The organism is Staphylococcus piscifermentans, from assembly GCF_900186985.1.
Taxonomy (GTDB): domain Bacteria; phylum Bacillota; class Bacilli; order Staphylococcales; family Staphylococcaceae; genus Staphylococcus; species Staphylococcus piscifermentans.
In genome coordinates this window covers 319,692-338,708 of record NZ_LT906447.1, presented here as the reverse complement: position 1 = coordinate 338,708, position 19,017 = coordinate 319,692, and the positions used below count along the sequence as shown (strand labels likewise).

The window sequence follows — 19,017 nt, the reverse complement described above, 5'->3', positions numbered from 1 at the left end:
CCTCTAATATTTATGCTGACGTTTCATCTTTTCTTTTTACGTGAATAGATACATATATTAGTTGCGAATATCAATTAATTTATAGAAAGGAAGTTTTAAGCATGACAGGACAAATTGTTGACGTGCATCACCATATAATTCCTAAACTTTATAAAGATGAATTGAAAAAAGCAGGTGTCTCTAGTGCTGGCGGTTTTCCTATCAAAGACTGGACGCCTGAAGATAGTATTAAAATGATGGATGATTTAGATATCGATGTGGGCGTGACTTCGATTTCTGAGCCGGGCACGATGCCTTTGAAGAAAAAGCATGCGGCGAAAGTAGCACGCAAAGTGAATGAATACCAAGCTCAGCTTAAAAGAGATTATCCAGGTCGCTTCAAAAGTTTCGCATTACTTCCATTGCCACATGTGAAAGAAAGTTTAAAGGAAATCGAGTATGCCTTAGACGTCTTAAAATTAGACGGTGTCGGACTTTACTCTAATTACGGCGAAGAATTTTTAGGAAATGATAAATTCGAAGCTGTTATGAAATTGCTTCATAAGAAAGATGCGGTCGTCTTCATTCACCCGAGTGCGAGTGAAAAAGGATTCGTTTCACCGGAATATATCCCGACTGACTTCATTGAAGAATTTACTTTTAATACGACGCGAGCGGCTAACAACTTGATTTTGAGCGGTACGCTAGAGCGTTATCCTAACATCGATTTCATTTTGGCACATGCCGGAGGGGTCTTACCTTACCTTGAATGGCGAATCGATGAAACGTTGAAAACAGAGCAATATATTCTGGAGGATCCTCTCAACCGCGTCGATATGATTATGCGGAAAGATAAAGGCGGATTTGTAAAGACTTTCTTAAAACATCCTATTCGTTATACGAAGATGTTCAAAAATTACGCGCATATTCTCAGACGCTGGTCCTCACTTTCTCAACCAGCTGCGTACTATATCAGAAAGTTCCATTATGATACGGCGCTTTCCACAGGTGATTCAACGTTTGCCGGAATTAAAGAAGTGACGGATGTTTCTCATTTCCACTTCGGTTCAGATGCTCATTTTGCTCCGGATAGATGGATTGCTGAAATGGAAAAAAATATTAGAGAAACCGATTATTTTGATGAAGACGAAAAACGCCAAATCTTCAGCAGAAATGCGATTGATTTGTTGAATAAACATAATCGATGAATAAATGAACGAGGACTAGGACATCATTTTTTGTCCTAGTCCTCGTTATTGTCTAAAACTGTCTAGGCAACGATGGCTTGCCTCGACACTTTGACCCGAAACTGTATAGGCGACGGTTGTGAGCCTCGACACTTTGGCCCGAAACTGTATAGGCGACCGGTGCGAGCCTCAACACTTTAGCCCGAAACTGTATAGGCAACGGTTGCCAGCCTCGACACTTTGACTTCAATCATAGCTAATCAAACCTATACCATTCAACTCACCATAAAAAGAAGAGCAGAACGACTAAGTCCCGCTCCCCCTCATTTACTATTCTATTTCACTGGAACATCCCATGTTTCGAGATTTTCTGCCATGTCCCAGAATTTGTATTCGTAATAACTTGTTTTTACAACGATGTCTTCTAAGCGTTGCAAGTCTTGTTCTGAACGGCCTTCGGTAACTGCGTTCATTAAATCTACGCAGTCTTTTTTGAACTGTGTAAAGTCGTCGGAAGCATACATTTCGATCCACTCTCTGTAGCCGGCATGCTCTTTAGCGCCTTCTTTTTCCGCAAGGTTCAAACCGATATAGTTGTAGCTCCATGTGCAGGTCAGGATGGCTGCGATAACGTTCTCGACGCCGCCGATTTGCGCCATATTGAGCATGTAGCTAGTATAGGCGGTTGTCACTTCTGCGGGTTCGGTTTGTTCGAGTTCGGTTTCGCTGATGCCGAATTTCTGTGCGTAGTCTCGGTGCAGGTTCATTTCGGTGTTGAGGGTGCCGTCCATGAGTGATGCGTAGGTGGACATCATGTTCAGGTCGGTTGCTTTGGCTGCCCCAATCGCAAATAGCCGCGCATACTCGATTAAATAGATGTAATCTTGTTTCAACCAATGTTTGAATTTCTCTTCGTCTAAACTGCCGTCTTCTAACCCTTTGATGAATGGATGTTCCATGTATGAAGCCCAAATCGGCTCCACGCGTTCATACAATCGATCTGTAAATTTCGCCACTTCTTGCTCCTCCTTGCTGTGTTGAAAAAATTAGTGCCAAAATGCGTAAATCGCGTCTACGTCGTTCTGGCCTTGTTTTCTGGCCGCTTCTGCAACTTCTTTACGCATTGCACCGTTCATTGTATTATTATCATACTTTTCAAGAATTTGCATGACTTCTCTATTCGGTTCGACACGATGCACATTTTGACCGCGTTTTTCCATTTCTTCAATCAGTTCAGAGAGTGAAAATGATGTAAGCACAGGCAAGTTTGCTGCCAACACCACTACTTTATCCGCTTCGCTCACATCGGGATTCTCTAAAGAGTAAGAACCGCCATCATAGTAATGGTTGCCATTGATTTCAATCGTCGGATAGGCGCCTTGGAACGCACAACTCGCCGCAATGGCTTTCACGAGCGGGACGTCTGAATCTTGATCAAAGACGCGACGTTGGTTGGTTTCCACTTCCGTAACGACAATTTTCAATCCTTTGACCCAACCTGATACCGCATTACCCAAACTATTGCGGATCATGTTCAAGCGTTCCGTTTCGGGGAGGTCTACTTTCGGCTTCATCGCCAACTCGCTGATGCCGTTAACCCACTCTTCAACCGTGCGTGATGATCTCGCAATGTAGTCAAATTTTTGGAACAAGTCTGCTAAATCTGCGTCAGTCAGCGGATGAGCTTCTTCACGCTGATAGTTCAATTGTTCTTCCCAAATTGTATCCCAATCTGCATCTGACGCTATCACTGTGCCTACTTGAGCGCCGGCTGAAGTACCGACGAATTCATCGGCATCGCGTAAATTAACACCTTTATCTGCCAAACCTTTCAAATAACCGATTTCAAATGCCATGCCGAATTGTCCGCCAGCACCTAATATCACTGATTTTGTGGTCATATAAATTCACTTCCTTTGTAAAAATTATTGTACGTCACCGTTATCTTTATTCAGAATCCAACTGCCTGTTGCTAAATAACTAGCGAAAGCACACCAAGCCGCATAAGGAATCATTAAGAGACCGCTCACTTTATCTGCTTTGTAAAAGTTAACTGCAGTCACGACGACCGCTGCGAAGAGTGCATAACTTTCAATTAGCGCCGTGCCTCTTAACTTATATCTGAAATATAAAATCGACCATAAGAAATTTAAGCCGAGTTGTGTATAATGCGAAATCGGCACCGATTTATCTTTGCTGACATTACGCGCTACGGTATAAGCAATGCCCATCGCCGCATACAAACCTGTCCACACGATAGGAAACGTAATACCCGGCGGCGATAACGGCGGATTCTTTTCTTCATGATAATCTTCACGCGCATTACTCGTCGCATAACGTCCGATCAACATGCCACCCACAGTCGGAGTTGCCAAATGTACAATATTTCTAATCACTTTCAATGGTTTATTCATTTTATCAGCCTGCCTTTTCTACTCATTAATTCCTCTATACCCGTATCTGCGGGATGTTAAAGGGGGGCTTTGCGATTCTAATATTCAACGGTATCTTAACGGGGCTGCACTCTTTAAGTTTTCTTTTTTAAAAGAGGGCTTTGGAGAGGTTGAAGTCACGGAAGAGTTCTTGACACAGGGCTTATGCGGGCATGCATGGTGCGAAATTATGAACGAAGCGTGGGTATCGATCGTGTTGAGCTGCATAGTGCTGCGGGTTCGTGGGAATAGATAGAGTAAGAGTATGACGAAGCAGAGGTGAATGAATGTGGCTGAATCTAAAGCGTATCGTTCTAAAATGATGTCGAAAATCAGAGGCACTGGCGGCAAGGCTGAGACACAGTTGGCTAAGGCTTTGTGGCATGAGGGTGTGCGTTATTTCAAAAATTATAAGAAGTTGCCGGGTACGCCGGATATTGCGATTACGAAATATAATGTACTGGTCTTTGTGGATGGCGAGTTCTGGCATGGTTACGATTGGGAGAATGTGAAGCGGAAGCGTATCCATACGAATCGCGATTACTGGATACCGAAGTTGGAGCGCAATATGGAGCGTGACGAGGAAGTGAATGCCAAGCTTGAGGAAATGGGGTATACGGTGCTGCGTTTCTGGGAGAAGCATGAAGTCTTCAAAGATATGGATGCATGCGTCGATCAAGTCTTAGCGGCCATTGCGAAAAATAAAGAAAAGATGGATGAGGAGCGTGAGACGAAATGAGGTTGGTGTAGCTGGGTAAGTGGCGGTTGCTCAGTTCGCATCGGGAATCTAGACACTTCTTGCTGAGTTGTGTCTAGAAAACACCCGAATCTGGACACTTTTTGCTGAGTTGTGTCTAGAAAACGCCCGAATCTAGACACTTCTTGCTGAGTTGTGTCTAGAAAACACCCGAATCTGGACACTTCTTTTTGAGTTGTGTCTAGAAAACACCCGAATCTAGACACTTCTTGCTGAGTTGTGTCTAGAAAACACCCGAATCTGGACACTTCTTTTTGAGTTGTGTCTAGAAAATCAGTATATTGGACACGTTCGCTCTCATTCGCATCGCTACAAACAACAACCTAAAAAACAGGAATTGAAACACTCGCTTGTTTCAATTCCTGCTTCCTTATTTGGCAGTAACTCTCAAAATAATCAGCTGCGCCTTTGCACAGCTGATTTCCGCTACCATTACCAAGGCATCTCGCCATCTACGCCGACAAATTTTCCAGTCGGGCCATCTTTATCAATTGTTGCCAACTTCACAATAGGCACAATGCCTTGAGAAGCGGGCTTCGAATTATTACTGAAATCGCCCACTAAGTCTGTATTCGTCGGACCCGGATCCGCAGCATTCACTTGCATATGCGGCAAGCCTTTCGCATATTGCACCGTCAACATCGTCACAGCTGATTTCGATGAACAATATGCTAACGAGTTCACTTTAGACTCTTGAGTATCCGGATCAGTCACCATGCCGAATGAGCCTAAGCCGCTGCTGACATTCACAATGACAGGCTGCTCAGATTGTTCCAATAACGGTACAAACATATGAATCGTGCGCACCACGCCGAAGACATTCGTATCATACACACGCTCGACATCTGCACCCGTTACTTCATCGACTTTCTTCACATCGCCAGAAATCCCAGCATTATTAATCAAGATATCCAAGCGACCTTCCGCTTCACGAATCTCATGTGCCGCATTACGCAAAGTCTCCACTTCAGTCACATCCAGCTGCACGCTCTTCACGCCGAGTTCTTCCGCCGCTTTTTTACCGCGACCTTCATCACGCGAACCAATGTACACACGATAACCTTTATCCTTCAACGCTTTCGCCGTTTCATAACCCAAGCCTTTATTGCCGCCTGTAATTAATACAACTCTCATCAATAACGCCTCCTATTCAAACATCTTCAATAAATACCGCTTCAGCTGCGCGTCCGTCAAACCACGCTCCTCCAACTGAAACTGATACATATTCGTCGTCAAACTATTCAACAACATATCCGTCTTAAACGTATTCCATGTGACATCATCACTCTGACTGAGCACTGCATAAAAAATCTTAAATAACTCCTCGTAAGCAGGCTGCTGCTTGAACGAGGTGCGTTTCTTATTACCCTCCACACATCGCAGCAAATCTTCATGGGCTTTTTTAAAAGTTAAGAACGCTTCTAAAAGAGCCTCGAACTTTTCGGAGCTTTCTTTTCCCGAATCATCCAACACTGCATGCATGTCGGTAAATAATGCAGCGAAATCATTTTCAATCAGCTGATAGCACAGGGCTGGCTTGTCTTCGAAGTTCCGATAGAGCGTTGCCATGCCGATGCCGAGCGTCTTGGAAATCTGATTCATGCTGACGTTGTCGACACCTTTGTCGATAAAGAGTTGACGCGCACATGTTTCGATACGTTGCCGGTTTTCAATTGCATCTCTTCTCATCATTCCTGCACCTCTTTGATGTTAAAAGTTTTGGCGACGAATCCACTCTCTCAATTTCAATCGTTCTGGATTAATGGCATCCATTTGATCGAAATCTACCACGTAACCATGGTCTTCGAGCCACGAACGTTCTGCTGTACCGCTGACAAAATCGCCTTCAATTGTTGCAGGTTTGCCCGTCGCCTCTACAAACTCTGCCACTACTTCATTCAACATCAACTCATCAGAGGCAATTTCAATTTCTTCGTGGTTGTACTTTTTAGGATGGGCAAAGATTTCAGCCGCAATTCGTGCTATATCTATAGAAGAAATCATCGCAAATCTTATTGTCGGATTAATAAATTCTGGAATAATTAATCGACCGCCGCGTTCTTTCACGATACGCAAGAAATTGTCCATAAAGAATGACGGCTTGATAATAGCGTAATTCAATCGCGATGCTTTCAAGGTATCTTCAATTTGCGCCAACGCTTCGAAATGCGGACCCGTACGGTCACGGTTGACACCGCCAGCCGTCCTATACACAACAAAATGCACGCCCGCATCTTCCGCTTCTTCAATAATCATCTTCCCTTGGCGCAGCTCCTCTTCCGGATCTTCGCGAATAATCGGCTGCACACTGTACACGCCATATTGATTCTCCATCGCACGCGCAATCGATTCCGGATTGCTCAAATCTCCCTCAAATATATCCAATTTATCGCTTTCAATACGCGCTAACTTCTCATTTTCTTTATTTCTCGTGAATGCACGTACCTGCCAACCTTTGTTCAATAACGCTTCTACCACCGCAAAACCTTGTTTGCCAGTCGCACCAATCACCAAAATTGATTTACTCATTACATGACCTCCTCAAATTCAAAGTTCCCTTTTAAAACTCGTTCCAATCATAAACGGATAACTGTCCACTTGTCAATTGAAAAGAAAGCTTTGAAAAGTGGAAAGCTCAAAAAATTTCTCTATAACGTTTTTGTAAGGTTGCCCTATAAAAACTATCTTTCGGGTATACTTAATAAGTAACTTTTTATAATTAAAAATATTAAATGTACGATGGAAATTTATTAAAGGAGTAGATAAAGTGAGTAAGACACGACAACCTGGCAGACTGTGGATTGAAGAACCAGACAAAGACTTTCCGTTTTATAACGGGAAGCCTATCAAGATCAGTACTGGCAAATGGGCAATTATCATAGGGTTCTTAATTTTCGGATTCATTCTGTTAACCAAAATGAATCTGCCGTTCATTCCATTTAAAGTGAATGAATTTTTACAAACCATCAGTTTACCCCTATTCGCTGTATTAGGACTATATTTAACAATTGGTGGTTATACTAAGAAACTCTTCCGACCTTTACATAAAAAGGACATCTTAACTATCATCGTATTCGCCATACTGTCTTTAATTGTAAGCTCTGCTTTATCAGGAGTTGTCGGAGCATTATCAGGAGGCGTTAAAGCGAACCCGGCAGCAGCAGTACATGGCGGTACCGACGCTTTACCACAATTTTTATGGTCACGTTTCTTAACAATCATTCAATTATTCGGCGAAGAATTTATGGCACTTATTCCTTTATTAGCATGTCTGACATTCTTTTATCACCGAAATCCGCACAAACGTAAACGTGCAGTATGGCTTGCATTAATTTGTTCGTCACTTATTTTCGGACTATTGCATTTGCCAACATATCAATGGGACTTTACACAATGTATATTTGTCATTGGATTAGGACGAATTATCGACTCATTAGCATACGTTAAAACGAAAAATTTATTAGTCACTTATATCGCACATGTTATTTATGATCTGTCCATTTATACATTCGCTTTCTTGGCGTGATTTGAGAGTGATGGTGTGGGATTAGACTACCGTCGCGCTTCGGAAGCCGCTGATACTTGAAGCAATTATTTTCTATTCAGGTAGCAACTAGATAAGGGCTAGAACATTGATGTGTTCTAGCCCTTCCTTTGTGGCGTGAGTGAGCGATGCAGCGAGAGATTTCGGTGTAATCTAGACACTTCTCGAAATCTTGTGTCTAGATTACACCCTTTTCTAGACACTTCTCTAAAACTTGTGTCTAGATTACATGCTTTTCTAGACACTTCTCAGAAACTTGTGTCTAGATTACATGCTTTTCTAGACACTTCTCAGAAACTTGTGTCCAGATTACATGCTTTTCTAGACACTTCTCGAAATCTTGTGTCTAGATTACATGCTTTTCTAGACACTTCTCTAAAACTTGTGTCTAGATTACGCCCTTTTCTAGACACTTATCAGAAACTTGTGTCTAGAATCGGCGTGGTTAATTACAATACTTCGCCCATCTTTATTTTTCAACATCAAGCGAAAGTAACCCTTCAATAAACTCATCTTTTAACTCATAAACAGCAGGTCTTTGTTTGATTAAATTCAATTTATCATTATGTTTATCTACCATATTGTTAACTTTATGACGCGAAATTTCTAAGACTTCAGTTAAATTAGGCAAACTAATTCTAGATAAAGTACTGCCGAAAATTTTATCTTGGATTAATACTGCTAAAAATTGAAATTCTTCTTTAGGCAAATTAAGTTGCTCTAACCCTTGATTTAAACGTTTCAACATTCGTACATTATTTTCCATATCTTCTAATGCACTTTTTTGTCCTTCAATTATCAGGTCGAACATGATTTCAACAAACCGAGTCAGTTCCCCTTTATTGAAATAATCTGAAGCTGCTTCAAATGCTTTATCATATTTATTTTTATTGCGATTCACAGTATAGGAAAACGTCAGTGCTGTTACTTGATCTAATTTATCATGCAGCATTTTCGCCACTAAATAACGTCCCAATCTACCGTTGCCATCATAAAATGGATGTAAATATTCAAACATATAGTGCGAAGCTGCAATTCTGATTAGATAAGGAATTTCCTCATTCTCCCAAAATTTTAATAACTTGTTTAAAAAATCATTGATTTCAATCTCACCGAATTCATTGCGATGCAACCATTTGCCCTTCGAAGTATCAAATACTCCAACGCCTTCAGTTCTAAATCGCGTTCCATCCGGTTGATGTGCACTTTCAATATCATTCGATAACAACAAATCATAAACCTTGCGAAAATCCGCCACTTCTTTTACTTCAATTTCTTGTTTGCCAAGTAGTTTGTATTGATTCACAAGGCCTTGAAATTTTTTATTAGTTTGACCTTTTTCATTATTTAATATTTCAGCTAATTCAACTTTTGTACTACGCACATTTTCCTTCTCGTTCGTACTTTGCAGTTCATTTATCAATAATTTATTTAAATAAGATTGCATTGCTATAGGTGGTTGCGAAAATGTTAATCGTGATATTTTAACTGTATTAAGTAATATCTCTTCCATTTTTTTAGTAATATTAGTTGTCATGCATATAAATACTGGGTAGCGAACAGTTTTGTATTGGTTTTGATCTCTTATAGGGTTGATATAAATATTAGTTAAAAAAGTTGTGAATGAATTGAGTCGCATTTGATATGCACTTTCTAAGTTGCTGTCACCAAAAATATGAAATATTTTCTTCAACTCTTTATATTCCATAAACTTCCCTCCCAATTTTCATTTAAGGCCTAAATTCAGTTTTACACTAATGATTATACAGTATAAATATAAAAAAAGCGCTATTTTTATATTTACGTTCTAAAAAAATCACTCTATTCCCTAATTAAGGTCATTTTTAAAAGTTGAATTATCCTTAATCTATGATAGCATGTAGACCGTCTTTGCTTTTTTTATACTCAATTCTCAATTTTTAAAATAGAAAGGATGATAAAGTTTTGAAAGCGCCAAATACACACACACATAAGACGTTTTCACCTGTTTTTACATATGCTTCTATCGTAGTTGGAATTTTAGTATTAATCGGAGCAATTTTTCCAAATCAATTCGGTAAGATTTCTGGTGCGTTAGGAGCTTGGATAACTGAAACTTTCGGTTGGTATTATATGTTGATTTTTACCTTAGTGTTAGCATTTTGTATTTTCTTAGTCTTCAGCCCAATCGGTAAATTGAAACTCGGCAAACCGACTGACAAACCGGAATTCCATACTGTTTCTTGGTTGACCATGCTCTTTAGTGCCGGCATGGGAATCGGTTTAGTATTCTATGGTGCATCAGAACCGATTTCACATTATATGATGCCTCCGACAGCTAAACCAGAAACGAGAGAAGCCTTAGCTGATTCCTTGCGTGCTAGTTTCTTGCACTATGGTTTCCATCCATGGGCAGTATACGGTATTGTTGCTCTTTCACTCGCCTATTTCCAGTTCCGAAAAGGCGAAGATGGCTTAATTTCTAAAACCTTGCGCCCCATCTTAGGTGGTCGAGTGGATCGTTGGCCAGGCACTGTAGTCGATGTGTTAGCAGTTTTTGCGACAATTATTGGAGTAGCCGTATCTCTTGGTGTCGGCGCCATGCAAATCAATGGTGGTCTGCATTACCTTTTCCATGTTCCGAACAACAAATTAGTACAAGGAATCATTATCGCAGTCGTAACGGTTCTCTTTTTATATAGTGCTTGGAGCGGGCTCAGCAAAGGGATTCAGTACTTAAGTAATTTAAATATGATTCTTGCCGCATTGCTGTTCTTAATTCTGCTGATTGTAGGACCGACGCTGCTCATTATGAACTTAATGACCTCCGCAACTGGAGATTATCTCAATACTCTTATTTTCAATAGTTTAGATACTGCACCGCTTAATCAGCAAAAGCATGATTGGATGCAGAAATGGACGGTTTACTATTGGGGCTGGTGGATGAGTTGGAGTCCATTCGTCGGCGTCTTCATCGCGCGTATTTCAAAGGGTCGTTCTATCCGTGAGTTTGTTATCGCTGTACTCATGGTACCGACCGTTATCAGTATTTTCTGGTTCAGCGTTTTCGGACTTACAGGTATCAGTATCGGCAAGAAGCATCCTGAAGTCTTGAAATTGCCGCCTGAAACCCAACTCTTTGGTATCTTTAACGAGCTTCCAATGGGCATTGTGCTTTCCATCATTGCCCTTGCACTGATTGGTTCATTCTTTATTACCTCAGCCGACTCGGCAACTTTCGTACTCGGCATGCAGACAGCTTATGGTACATTGCAGCCCGCTGGATTTGTGAAGATTGTTTGGGGACTTGCACTATCAGCCATAGCGTATGTACTACTCTTGGCAGGCGGCCCAACAGGACTAGACGCCTTGCAATCCGCTGCGATTATTTCGGCCTTGCCGTTCAGTGTTGTCGTTATACTGATGACCATTTCATTCTATAAAGATGCCAACCGCGAACGTAAAGCGCTAGGTTTGACCCTTAAACCAAGCAAACAACATTCCGAAATTCTGCATTCTACTTCTTCTTCTGAAAAATAAATAAGAGCCACACACAAGAAAGTCCTCCCGTCCATTATTTCTACAATGAAGGCGGGAGGATTATTTTCGACGTTTGCGTACTAACTTTCTCATTAACTTCATAATCACTTGAGAAAATCGGACAACATTTTTAGCATACAATTGCCACACTGAAGTCACCTCAAGTCATTACTTTTTATTTTGAGTATTTACGATTTTTCTGACGAGTTTAACGACCAAACGTGCAATTCTATTAGCTTGTCTTGAATTCATTTGCGGCATCTTAATCCCTCCAATTATCATATAAATACCCGCTTCACATCCATTCAAAAGTAGAATCGATTATTCAGCGGGGCATCAATTTATATAATTTTATCTCTTTAATGAACTTGCGATATTTTCTTTATCAGACCAGTATAAAATTTTTATTCCTTCATAATTCGCAGCTTGTTCTACTCTTTCTGATATAGTGTTTTCAGCATCATTCACTATAATATTCATTTCGGGAAAAGGTTAAATCATAAATTTTTAGTATTCCTTGTAATATATTATGTTTAGCTTGGGCAAACTCATCGTTATCAACTTCAATTATAATTTCGCCATTTTCAACTTTTAACGCAAATTGATTTAAAATTGATTTAATCACCTTATTTCTTGTCTTAATGTCTATTCCAAACATTTCTAATTCATTAAAGGTTAGACCATCATCTGAAAGTCGAATTTTATTATTTGGTAAAGCATCTAAATAAATACGAATCGTATCATTTAAATGATTAACAAAAGGTGTGGTAATTTCGATAGAATTATCTAGTTGTTTGAATTTATAATTTTGTTCGAGCCATTTAAAATATTCGTTCATTTTTTCTTCTATAAATTTCACTAACCCCACCTCATTAAATCGAATAGAAGTATTATATAGTTTCTTAGTTCCAACCTATACACAACCGTATTTCCAGGGTTTTAAGGCAAACAACTTACTTTTATATTTATTTTATTATACACTCTTGCTATAAATAATTCATGTAATTTTACGTATTTAGTAAAAAAAAAGAACTGAATAACCATTCAAAAGTAGAATCGATTATTCAGCGGGTCTTTCTCTCTCGTTCTATTCATTTTCAAAATAATGATGCTTTTTCAAGAATTTCTCAGCTACGACAGCGGGTTCTTTTTGTTGGCCGTCAGATTGATAGTTCAGTTTCTGCATCTGTTGAGTAGAAACTTTGCCTTGTAATTTTTCAAGTGACTTTTTAATTTCTGGATTCTTTTTCAAAAAATCATTTTTCGCCAGAGGGCTGGCATCATATGGCGGGAAGAAGTGACGGTCGTCTTTCAATACTTTCAATTTGTAAGCAGCAATACGGCCGTCTGTAGTGTAGCCGAGTGCCACATCCAACTTCTTATTCTTCAAGGCATCATAAACTAAACCAATCTGCATCGGGCGAACTGTTTTGAATTTGAAACCGTATGCTTTAGTGAAAGCTGGGTAACCGTCCCCCGCGCGTTTTACCCAAGTGGAATCTGTACCGAGACGCAAATCATCTTTATGTTTCTCTAAATCCGATACTTTCTCAAGATGATATTTTTTCGCAACATCTTGCGTAACCATAAAGGCGAAGGTATTTTCAAAGCCATAGGAGTTAAAGAAAGTCTGGTTGAACTTATCCTTAAATCCTTTCTGCACCACATGCATCGCCTTATCCGTGTCAGTAATCGGCTTATGATCCAGTGCGCCGACTAAGTCTGTCCCTGTATAACGGGTGGCGGAAATTTGCGCATCTCCGCGTTTCAAAGTGTTATGCTCAATCGTGGCTGAACCCAGATTATTAATAATTGTCGGCTTTACTTTGCCATGCGTATCATGTTCGATCTGCAAGCGAATCATATGTGCCATAATTTGAGATTCACTAGTCGCAAGTGCAGTGATTTTTACATTTTTCCCAGAGCCACCGCCTAATCCTGGTAAATCACATCCTGCTAACATTACAGTGCTAAATAAGATAATAATCAATATATTTCTAAATCGACGCATTACTTCCTCCGAAATTCTTTTATTTTGAAAAATATTTTAAAAAAACAATTAACATATAATAGTATAGCATAGTAACGGAGGCGGTTAAGGGGACGTTTGAAAGACTAAAGAAGGATTGGGAACAAGCTGATGTCCCAAATCCTTCTTTTCTGAGCCGACACATTTATTTATGTCCGGCTCCCTCTACTTTCTTGCAATATTGTTTTTGATTCGTTAAATCCAGCAATGTTAAATATTCACCGTGTCCGGCACCTGTATCGATATTCACCGCTTCATCTGTAACTTTCATTTCGCCCGGTCCGCACCCTTCTCGGAAGGTCGGCACATGTCCGTGCACCATGTATTTTCCGGGGTATGCATTCTTCAAGTCTTTCTTTTTATCGAAACCGGTTACTTCTGCAGCGGTTTGTTTCTCCAACGGAATATTCGGCAGGACGCCAGCATGGATGAATAGGAATTCTGCCGTCTCGTAATATCTCTCGAATGATTCGAGTAATGGGCGCCACTTCAGTTTGCCCCAATCGTTTTGAATGCGCTGGTAGGTCATCTTCAGTTTGTGCTGCATAGCGAGTTCAGCGGCCGCAATTTCATCCAGCCACCGTAGTTCATGGTTGCCGAGGAGTACGATGGCACCGTCTGTTTGCAGTTGCTGCACGATTTCTAGTGTACCTTCTGAATCGGGGCCGTTGTTTACATAGTCTCCGCATAGGACCAGCTGATCATTTCCCGGGGAATACTGCGCGGTGTCTAATAATTCTAGTAAGGTCTGCCCATGCCCATGAATATCGGAGGCTGCTAATAATCGTTGTTTCATGGTTTACCGCTCCTTCCTATTCTGCCATACTTGCATCAAAATAAGAATAATTGAGGTGATGCCGACTGACAAGAGTGCCATTGCCATTCCTTGTGCAGATTCGCCTTGTTCGAATTGACGATAAATGTAGGTTGCTGAAGTGTCGGTATTCGGTGGGCGCAACATTAATGAACCTACTAATTCACGCATCGAAATACAGAAGATGAGAATCCATCCGGAAATGATACCTGGTGTCAATAATGGTAGTTTAATTGTACGGAAGCGTGTCCATCCTGTACTGCCGCTCATTTCAGCCGCTTCCATTAAATTATGCCCAATAGTTTGATTAACATTTTTAATATTCTGCACGGCATATGGTATGTAAAGCACAGTATATGTGATGACGAGAATGCCGATTGTATTGTAGGCTGGTATAGGATTCACTTTATTATTCCAAAAAAGGATTAATCCGATCACCACAATGATACCAGGTACTGTATTTGGCAATAAGCTGAAGAAATCAATCAGACGTCTCATCCAGCTGTCGCTCTCTTTCTTTTTATTTTTACCTTCTGAAGCTAAAACAAACCATAAACCAAGGACGCTGGCAATCGTTGCTGCAGCTAAAGCGAGCATCAAACTGTTAGCTAATGCGATGCCCCCGTTGCCTGACAGCACTTGAATGAAGTTGTCCAAAGTGATGTTTTGCAACTTCAAGCCTTTTGACAATTGTTTAACGAAAGCGTTCACCACGATACTGGCATAGGGCATTATAATAGTAAGGAAAAGCGCAAAGCCGACAATCGCGTAGAGGATAATATCCCATTTGTTGCGGGCTTTCTGCATTGTTTTACGTCCTTTACCACTGTCTCCAGCGACTGCGGTACGTGTTTGGAACCAAGTCTGTAAGGCCCAAACTCCCATACTCACGCCAAGAAGTAAGGTTGATAAAAGTGCTGCATGCTGAAAATCAATCGGCCAAATAGAGGCGCTATGATGAATTTCAGATGTCAGCACGCGGTAGCCGATGCGGTTGCCCATCGTAATCGGCGTACCGAATTCGCCAATCGTTTTAACGAAAACAAGCAATGCTCCCATACTGTAACCCGACACAAACATCGGGAGAATGACGCGACGGAAACGATACATAAAGGAACCGCCATAAACCAGTGCTGCCTCTTCTTGCGATTGCTGCACATTTAATAAGGCTTTTTTTAGTACTACATATAAAAAAGGTGCAAGGTGGCAACTCATAATGAGTGCCATACCAAAGAATGAGAAGAATAAAGGTGTAACTTTAGCTGCACCTGGTACTAATTGTTCCAATAATCCGTTATGCTGCATCGTCAACATCCACCCCATTGCACCGATATAAGGCGGTGTCATAAAAGGAATCATAATCAAAATGTCGATCCATTGATGTCTCGCTAATGACGTTTTCACCATGATATAACTCAGTGGCAAAGCAATGACTGTGGATAGTAAAACAACTGCGATGCCTAACACTACTGAGTTCCACAATATTTTAATATTATCACCTTGTGCTAATTGCCCGATATTACTTAATATGCCGGATTCCGCGGTAGGCGCGAATCCTTTCCATAGTATCAAACATAATGGCATTACAATTAATAATACCAAGACGATTAATGCTAAGATGCGATTGATGCGCTGCCACATTAATGTATGATCTGTTGACTTTCCGACATGTGCGGATGCAGACGATTGCTGCATATCTTCCATCACATCCAACTCCAATCTTAAAAAAATAAATGAGATGACGACGCTTCATCTGAAATGAGTCACCGCCACCTCTTATGCTGAATGAGTGTTTTTAGTATATGGCGAGTGGGAATGTGCGGGCGGGAATCGGTTGGTCGAGAGCGAGGCGGATCTGGACACAACTTTTCGAGTAGTGTCTAGAAAACACCTGAATCTGGACACAACTTTTTGAGTAGTGTCTAGAAAACACCTGAATCTAGACACTTCTTTTTGAATAGTGTCTAGAAAACACCCGAATCTGGACACAACTTTTCGAGTAGTGTCTAGAAAGTGCCCGAATCTGGACACAACTTTTTGAGTAGTGTCTAGAAAACACCTGAATCTAGACACTTCTTTTTGAATAGTGTCTAGAAAACACCTGAATCTGGACACAACTTTTTGAGTAGTGTCTAGAAAACACCTGAATCTAGACACTTCTTTTTGAATAGTGTCTAGAAAACACCTGAATCTGGACACAACTTTTTGAGTAGTGTCTAGAAAGTACCCGAATCTAGACATAACTTTTTCAGAAGTGTCTAGAAAACCAGGATATTGGACACGTTGACTCCATTCTTGGCCAATATATCCTTTTATTGGACACGTTCACTCCATTCTTGGCCAATATATCCTTTTATTGGACACGTTCACTCTCATCTTGGCCAATATCCTGCCACAGCTCACTCTGCCTCTACCCGACACTCACCAACAATCGCTACCACGCAGGCTCGCTGTCTCCACTCGATGCTCACATCACCTGACGCCGCCCCGCAAGCCCGCAACTCGCCACCTACTCACTATCTACTCAAACCTCACAACCTCCACGCTCTACGACTTCATCATATCCATAAAGCGCTTCAACACTTTTTCACTCTCACTCGACAACGACGGCCAATCATATTTCAATTCCTTAATATCCTCACGTGCCTTCGTCATCTTATTCTTATGCGCCGACTTATCTGCCGGAATCAAATAGTGCTCATCAACTTGCTTCTGCCCTTTATCACTCGTCACATAATTCATATAATCTTTCGCCGCATCTTTATGCTTAGCAGACTTCAAGATAAACGCCGGACGCGGAGAAATCGAAGTACCTGACTCAGGATAAGAAATATCTACCGGTTCACCTTTTTTCTTAGCTTTATAGACCATATAGTCCACGCCGCCATACACCGCTTTATTCTCACCTTTAATCACCGTTTCCAATGCAGGCTTATTCGCACCCGCTAATTTCATGCCATTATCCTTCAACGCTTGATACTCATCCCAAGCCTTTTGACCTTGATTATGCACTTTGATCGACAATAAATCTAACGCAGTACCCGACTCAGAAGGATTCGGAATCGCTAACGCATCTTTATAATCCTTCTTCAATAAATCCTTCACATCTTTCGGAGCCTGTTTCACCTTGTCCGTATTATACGAAATTCCAAGCGCACTGCCGCTGAAACCATACCAATACCCATCTTTATCTTGCCAATCCTTATATAACTTATCCGCATTCTTCACCTTATACGGCGCAATCAAGCCCTTCTTTTTATAATCCAAAGCAGCCGGTAGAGAAGCCAATTGCACAACATCCGCTTTCGGATTATCCTTTTCCGCTTCCAAACGACCTAGAATTTCACCCGTAGTCCCTTGAAAGACCTCCACCTTCTTGCCAGAATCCTTCTCATACTCCTTCACCATATCCTTCACCAAATCATCCGGACCCGCCGTGTATAACACCAACTTATCCTTGCCGCCGCCAGAAGACTTGCCATCAGAAGATTTCGCATCATCCCCCTCAGGCTTATTCTGACAACCAGCCAACACCATTACCAACGCCATTAACACGACACCCAACTGCACCAAACGCTTCACTTAAATCTCCTCCATTTTAATTAAATATTCACGCTTCACTTCAAAGACCAACTGCACTTCTTCCCCTTCGGAAAAAAATCTTCCATCATAAAACATTACAATAATGCCGTCTATGTAAGCTGTGTATTCATATCGTTCACCTGTAAAACTCACTGTCGACACAACCGCCGTGTGGCCCGCGCTGCCAACATGCACATTCTCAGGACGTAACAACACTCCATACCGGCCTTCAGGCAAGTCACCCTCGACAGAAAAAGAAAGTTCTGTCTCGCATGCACCGCTATGATTCGACGACTCGGAATCTCGGTCATTACACGTTCCATCCACCGTAAATTTGCCATGCTCCAATACGCCCTTAATAAACGAGCCCTTGCCGATAAAGCGCGCTACCGCTTCGCTTTTCGGCCGTACGTACAACATTTCCGGCGTGTCGCATTGCTCGATGCGACCATCCTGCATCACCGCAATGCGGTCAGACATCGTCATCGCCTCATATTGATCATGTGTCACAAAGATAGCCGTCATACCATATTGTTTGACCAGGCGCTGAATCAACAAGCGCATATCTTCACGCAGTCCCGCATCCAGCGCCGACAATGGCTCATCCATCAAGATAAGATCACAACGCGAAATAATAGCGCGTGCCAACGACACCCTTTGTTGCTGACCGCCAGACAACTCATGTATCTTACGTTTCTCATAACCTTCCAAACGCACATCCTGCAACACCTCACGGACGCGTCGCTTCAATTGTTTGGTATCCTTTTTTACACGCAGCGGATACGCCACATTTTCAAATACCGACATATGCGGCCATAACGCAAAGTCCTGAAACACCATCCCAATATTCCGATGTGCCGGAGCCATCAATTGTGTCTGACCTTCATCCGAACAATACACACGCCCGTCGTTTTCAATCCATCCGCTATCCGGTCGTTCCAAACCGGCAATCAAACGCAGCAACGTCGTCTTGCCGCTTCCCGATGCACCAAGCAGCGAAATAAACTCTCCAGAATCCACAGCTAAATTCACATCACGAATCACCGCTTGTTCACCAAATGCCTTTTTCAAATTACGAATCTCAAGCGCCACTTCCTTCACCTCATTTCACTATCCACTATAAACAACAGATATTAATGCATATTAAATACAACGTTAACAAATCATCAATGTT

16 protein-coding genes and 1 pseudogene are annotated in these 19,017 nt (G+C 41.4%); 4 read left to right on the top strand and 13 right to left on the bottom strand.

Translation table 11 applies throughout. The annotated features are described in order from the left end of the window. The first annotated feature begins 101 nt into the window (after positions 1 to 101). Positions 102 to 1,187: an amidohydrolase family protein gene (locus CKV71_RS01430; RefSeq protein WP_095103066.1), complete on the top strand. Its 1,086-nt coding sequence runs from the start codon at positions 102 to 104 to the stop codon at positions 1,185 to 1,187. A 314-nt stretch (positions 1,188 to 1,501) separates the two neighbouring features. Here CKV71_RS01430 and tenA read toward each other — a convergent pair whose 3' ends face one another. The 3 genes from tenA to CKV71_RS01415 are packed head-to-tail and all read right to left on the bottom strand — an operon-like array spanning position 1,502 to position 3,580. After that, positions 1,502 to 2,182: a thiaminase II gene (gene tenA / locus CKV71_RS01425; protein ID WP_095103065.1), complete on the bottom strand. Its 681-nt coding sequence runs from the start codon at positions 2,180 to 2,182 to the stop codon at positions 1,502 to 1,504. 30 nt (positions 2,183 to 2,212) lie between these two features. Continuing rightward, positions 2,213 to 3,067 (bottom strand): patatin-like phospholipase family protein, encoded by an 855-nt coding sequence (locus CKV71_RS01420; protein WP_095103063.1) that lies wholly within the window; start codon positions 3,065 to 3,067, stop codon positions 2,213 to 2,215. Between the two features lie 24 nt (positions 3,068 to 3,091). Next, positions 3,092 to 3,580 carry a TspO/MBR family protein gene (locus CKV71_RS01415; protein WP_095103061.1) on the bottom strand — a complete coding sequence of 163 codons (489 nt, stop codon included), beginning with the start codon at positions 3,578 to 3,580 and terminating at the stop codon, positions 3,092 to 3,094. Between the two features lie 307 nt (positions 3,581 to 3,887). Between CKV71_RS01415 and CKV71_RS01410 the strand changes: the two genes are divergently transcribed. Next, positions 3,888 to 4,337 carry a very short patch repair endonuclease gene (locus CKV71_RS01410; RefSeq protein ID WP_095103059.1) on the top strand — a complete coding sequence of 150 codons (450 nt, stop codon included), beginning with the start codon at positions 3,888 to 3,890 and terminating at the stop codon, positions 4,335 to 4,337. A gap of 450 nt (positions 4,338 to 4,787) precedes the next feature. Here the strand turns inward: CKV71_RS01410 and CKV71_RS01405 are convergent, their stop codons facing one another. From CKV71_RS01405 to CKV71_RS01395, 3 genes are read right to left on the bottom strand one after another with little or no spacing between them, the layout of a single operon-like run. Then, on the bottom strand, positions 4,788 to 5,492 hold the full coding sequence (locus CKV71_RS01405) for an SDR family NAD(P)-dependent oxidoreductase (RefSeq protein WP_095103057.1): 705 nt from the start codon (positions 5,490 to 5,492) through the stop codon (positions 4,788 to 4,790). 9 nt (positions 5,493 to 5,501) lie between these two features. After that, on the bottom strand, positions 5,502 to 6,047 hold the full coding sequence (locus CKV71_RS01400) for a TetR/AcrR family transcriptional regulator (protein WP_231917535.1): 546 nt from the start codon (positions 6,045 to 6,047) through the stop codon (positions 5,502 to 5,504). 18 nt (positions 6,048 to 6,065) lie between these two features. Beyond that, on the bottom strand, positions 6,066 to 6,884 hold the full coding sequence (locus tag CKV71_RS01395; protein WP_095103055.1) for an NmrA/HSCARG family protein: 819 nt from the start codon (positions 6,882 to 6,884) through the stop codon (positions 6,066 to 6,068). A 238-nt stretch (positions 6,885 to 7,122) separates the two neighbouring features. Here CKV71_RS01395 and CKV71_RS01390 point away from each other — a divergent pair, with 238 nt between their 5' ends. After that, positions 7,123 to 7,881, top strand: coding sequence for a type II CAAX endopeptidase family protein (locus CKV71_RS01390; protein WP_095103053.1), 759 nt, complete (start codon positions 7,123 to 7,125; stop codon positions 7,879 to 7,881). Positions 7,882 to 8,368: 487 nt separating this feature from the next. On the opposite strand, the gene CKV71_RS01385 is transcribed toward CKV71_RS01390, so the two are convergent. Beyond that, entirely contained in the window at positions 8,369 to 9,607 is a 1,239-nt protein-coding gene (locus CKV71_RS01385; RefSeq protein ID WP_095103051.1) for a Fic family protein, read from the bottom strand. A gap of 236 nt (positions 9,608 to 9,843) precedes the next feature. Between CKV71_RS01385 and CKV71_RS01380 the strand changes: the two genes are divergently transcribed. After that, positions 9,844 to 11,418, top strand: coding sequence for a BCCT family transporter (locus CKV71_RS01380; RefSeq protein ID WP_095103049.1), 1,575 nt, complete (start codon positions 9,844 to 9,846; stop codon positions 11,416 to 11,418). Between the two features lie 463 nt (positions 11,419 to 11,881). On the opposite strand, the pseudogene CKV71_RS01375 reads toward CKV71_RS01380, so the two are convergent. The 6 genes and pseudogenes from CKV71_RS01375 to CKV71_RS01350 all read right to left on the bottom strand — a co-directional run. Next, positions 11,882 to 12,277: pseudogene (locus CKV71_RS01375) on the bottom strand (DUF1828 domain-containing protein); the annotation flags it as partial. A gap of 228 nt (positions 12,278 to 12,505) precedes the next feature. Then, positions 12,506 to 13,429, bottom strand: a complete 924-nt coding sequence (locus CKV71_RS01370; protein WP_095103045.1) for an osmoprotectant ABC transporter substrate-binding protein — start codon at positions 13,427 to 13,429, stop codon at positions 12,506 to 12,508. Positions 13,430 to 13,592: 163 nt separating this feature from the next. Further along, positions 13,593 to 14,243, bottom strand: a complete 651-nt coding sequence (locus CKV71_RS01365; protein WP_095103043.1) for a metallophosphoesterase — start codon at positions 14,241 to 14,243, stop codon at positions 13,593 to 13,595. A 3-nt stretch (positions 14,244 to 14,246) separates the two neighbouring features. Beyond that, the gene (locus tag CKV71_RS01360) at positions 14,247 to 15,902 is read right to left on the bottom strand and encodes an ABC transporter permease (protein WP_095107189.1); all 1,656 of its coding nucleotides are present in this window, start codon (positions 15,900 to 15,902) and stop codon (positions 14,247 to 14,249) included. Positions 15,903 to 16,808: 906 nt separating this feature from the next. After that, positions 16,809 to 17,810, bottom strand: coding sequence for an ABC transporter substrate-binding protein (locus tag CKV71_RS01355; RefSeq protein ID WP_371685432.1), 1,002 nt, complete (start codon positions 17,808 to 17,810; stop codon positions 16,809 to 16,811). 33 nt (positions 17,811 to 17,843) lie between these two features. Beyond that, complete coding sequence (locus CKV71_RS01350) at positions 17,844 to 18,935, bottom strand: ABC transporter ATP-binding protein (protein ID WP_095103040.1); 1,092 nt, start codon at positions 18,933 to 18,935, stop codon at positions 17,844 to 17,846. Positions 18,936 to 19,017: the final 82 nt, after the last annotated feature.

Excerpts from the sequence above, each read along its gene's own strand:
- CKV71_RS01360 (WP_095107189.1), bottom strand. The coding sequence starts at position 15,902 with ATGTGGCAGCGCATCAATCGCATCTTAGCATTAATCGTCTTGGTATTA.
- CKV71_RS01370 (WP_095103045.1), bottom strand. The coding sequence starts at position 13,429 with ATGCGTCGATTTAGAAATATATTGATTATTATCTTATTTAGCACTGTA.
- CKV71_RS01420 (WP_095103063.1), bottom strand. The coding sequence starts at position 3,067 with ATGACCACAAAATCAGTGATATTAGGTGCTGGCGGACAATTCGGCATG.
- CKV71_RS01430 (WP_095103066.1), top strand. The coding sequence starts at position 102 with ATGACAGGACAAATTGTTGACGTGCATCACCATATAATTCCTAAACTT.
- CKV71_RS01355 (WP_371685432.1), bottom strand. The coding sequence starts at position 17,810 with ATGGCGTTGGTAATGGTGTTGGCTGGTTGTCAGAATAAGCCTGAGGGG.
- CKV71_RS01365 (WP_095103043.1), bottom strand. The coding sequence starts at position 14,243 with ATGAAACAACGATTATTAGCAGCCTCCGATATTCATGGGCATGGGCAG.
- CKV71_RS01395 (WP_095103055.1), bottom strand. The coding sequence starts at position 6,884 with ATGAGTAAATCAATTTTGGTGATTGGTGCGACTGGCAAACAAGGTTTT.
- CKV71_RS01415 (WP_095103061.1), bottom strand. The coding sequence starts at position 3,580 with ATGAATAAACCATTGAAAGTGATTAGAAATATTGTACATTTGGCAACT.
- CKV71_RS01385 (WP_095103051.1), bottom strand. The coding sequence starts at position 9,607 with ATGGAATATAAAGAGTTGAAGAAAATATTTCATATTTTTGGTGACAGC.
- CKV71_RS01400 (WP_231917535.1), bottom strand. The coding sequence starts at position 6,047 with ATGATGAGAAGAGATGCAATTGAAAACCGGCAACGTATCGAAACATGT.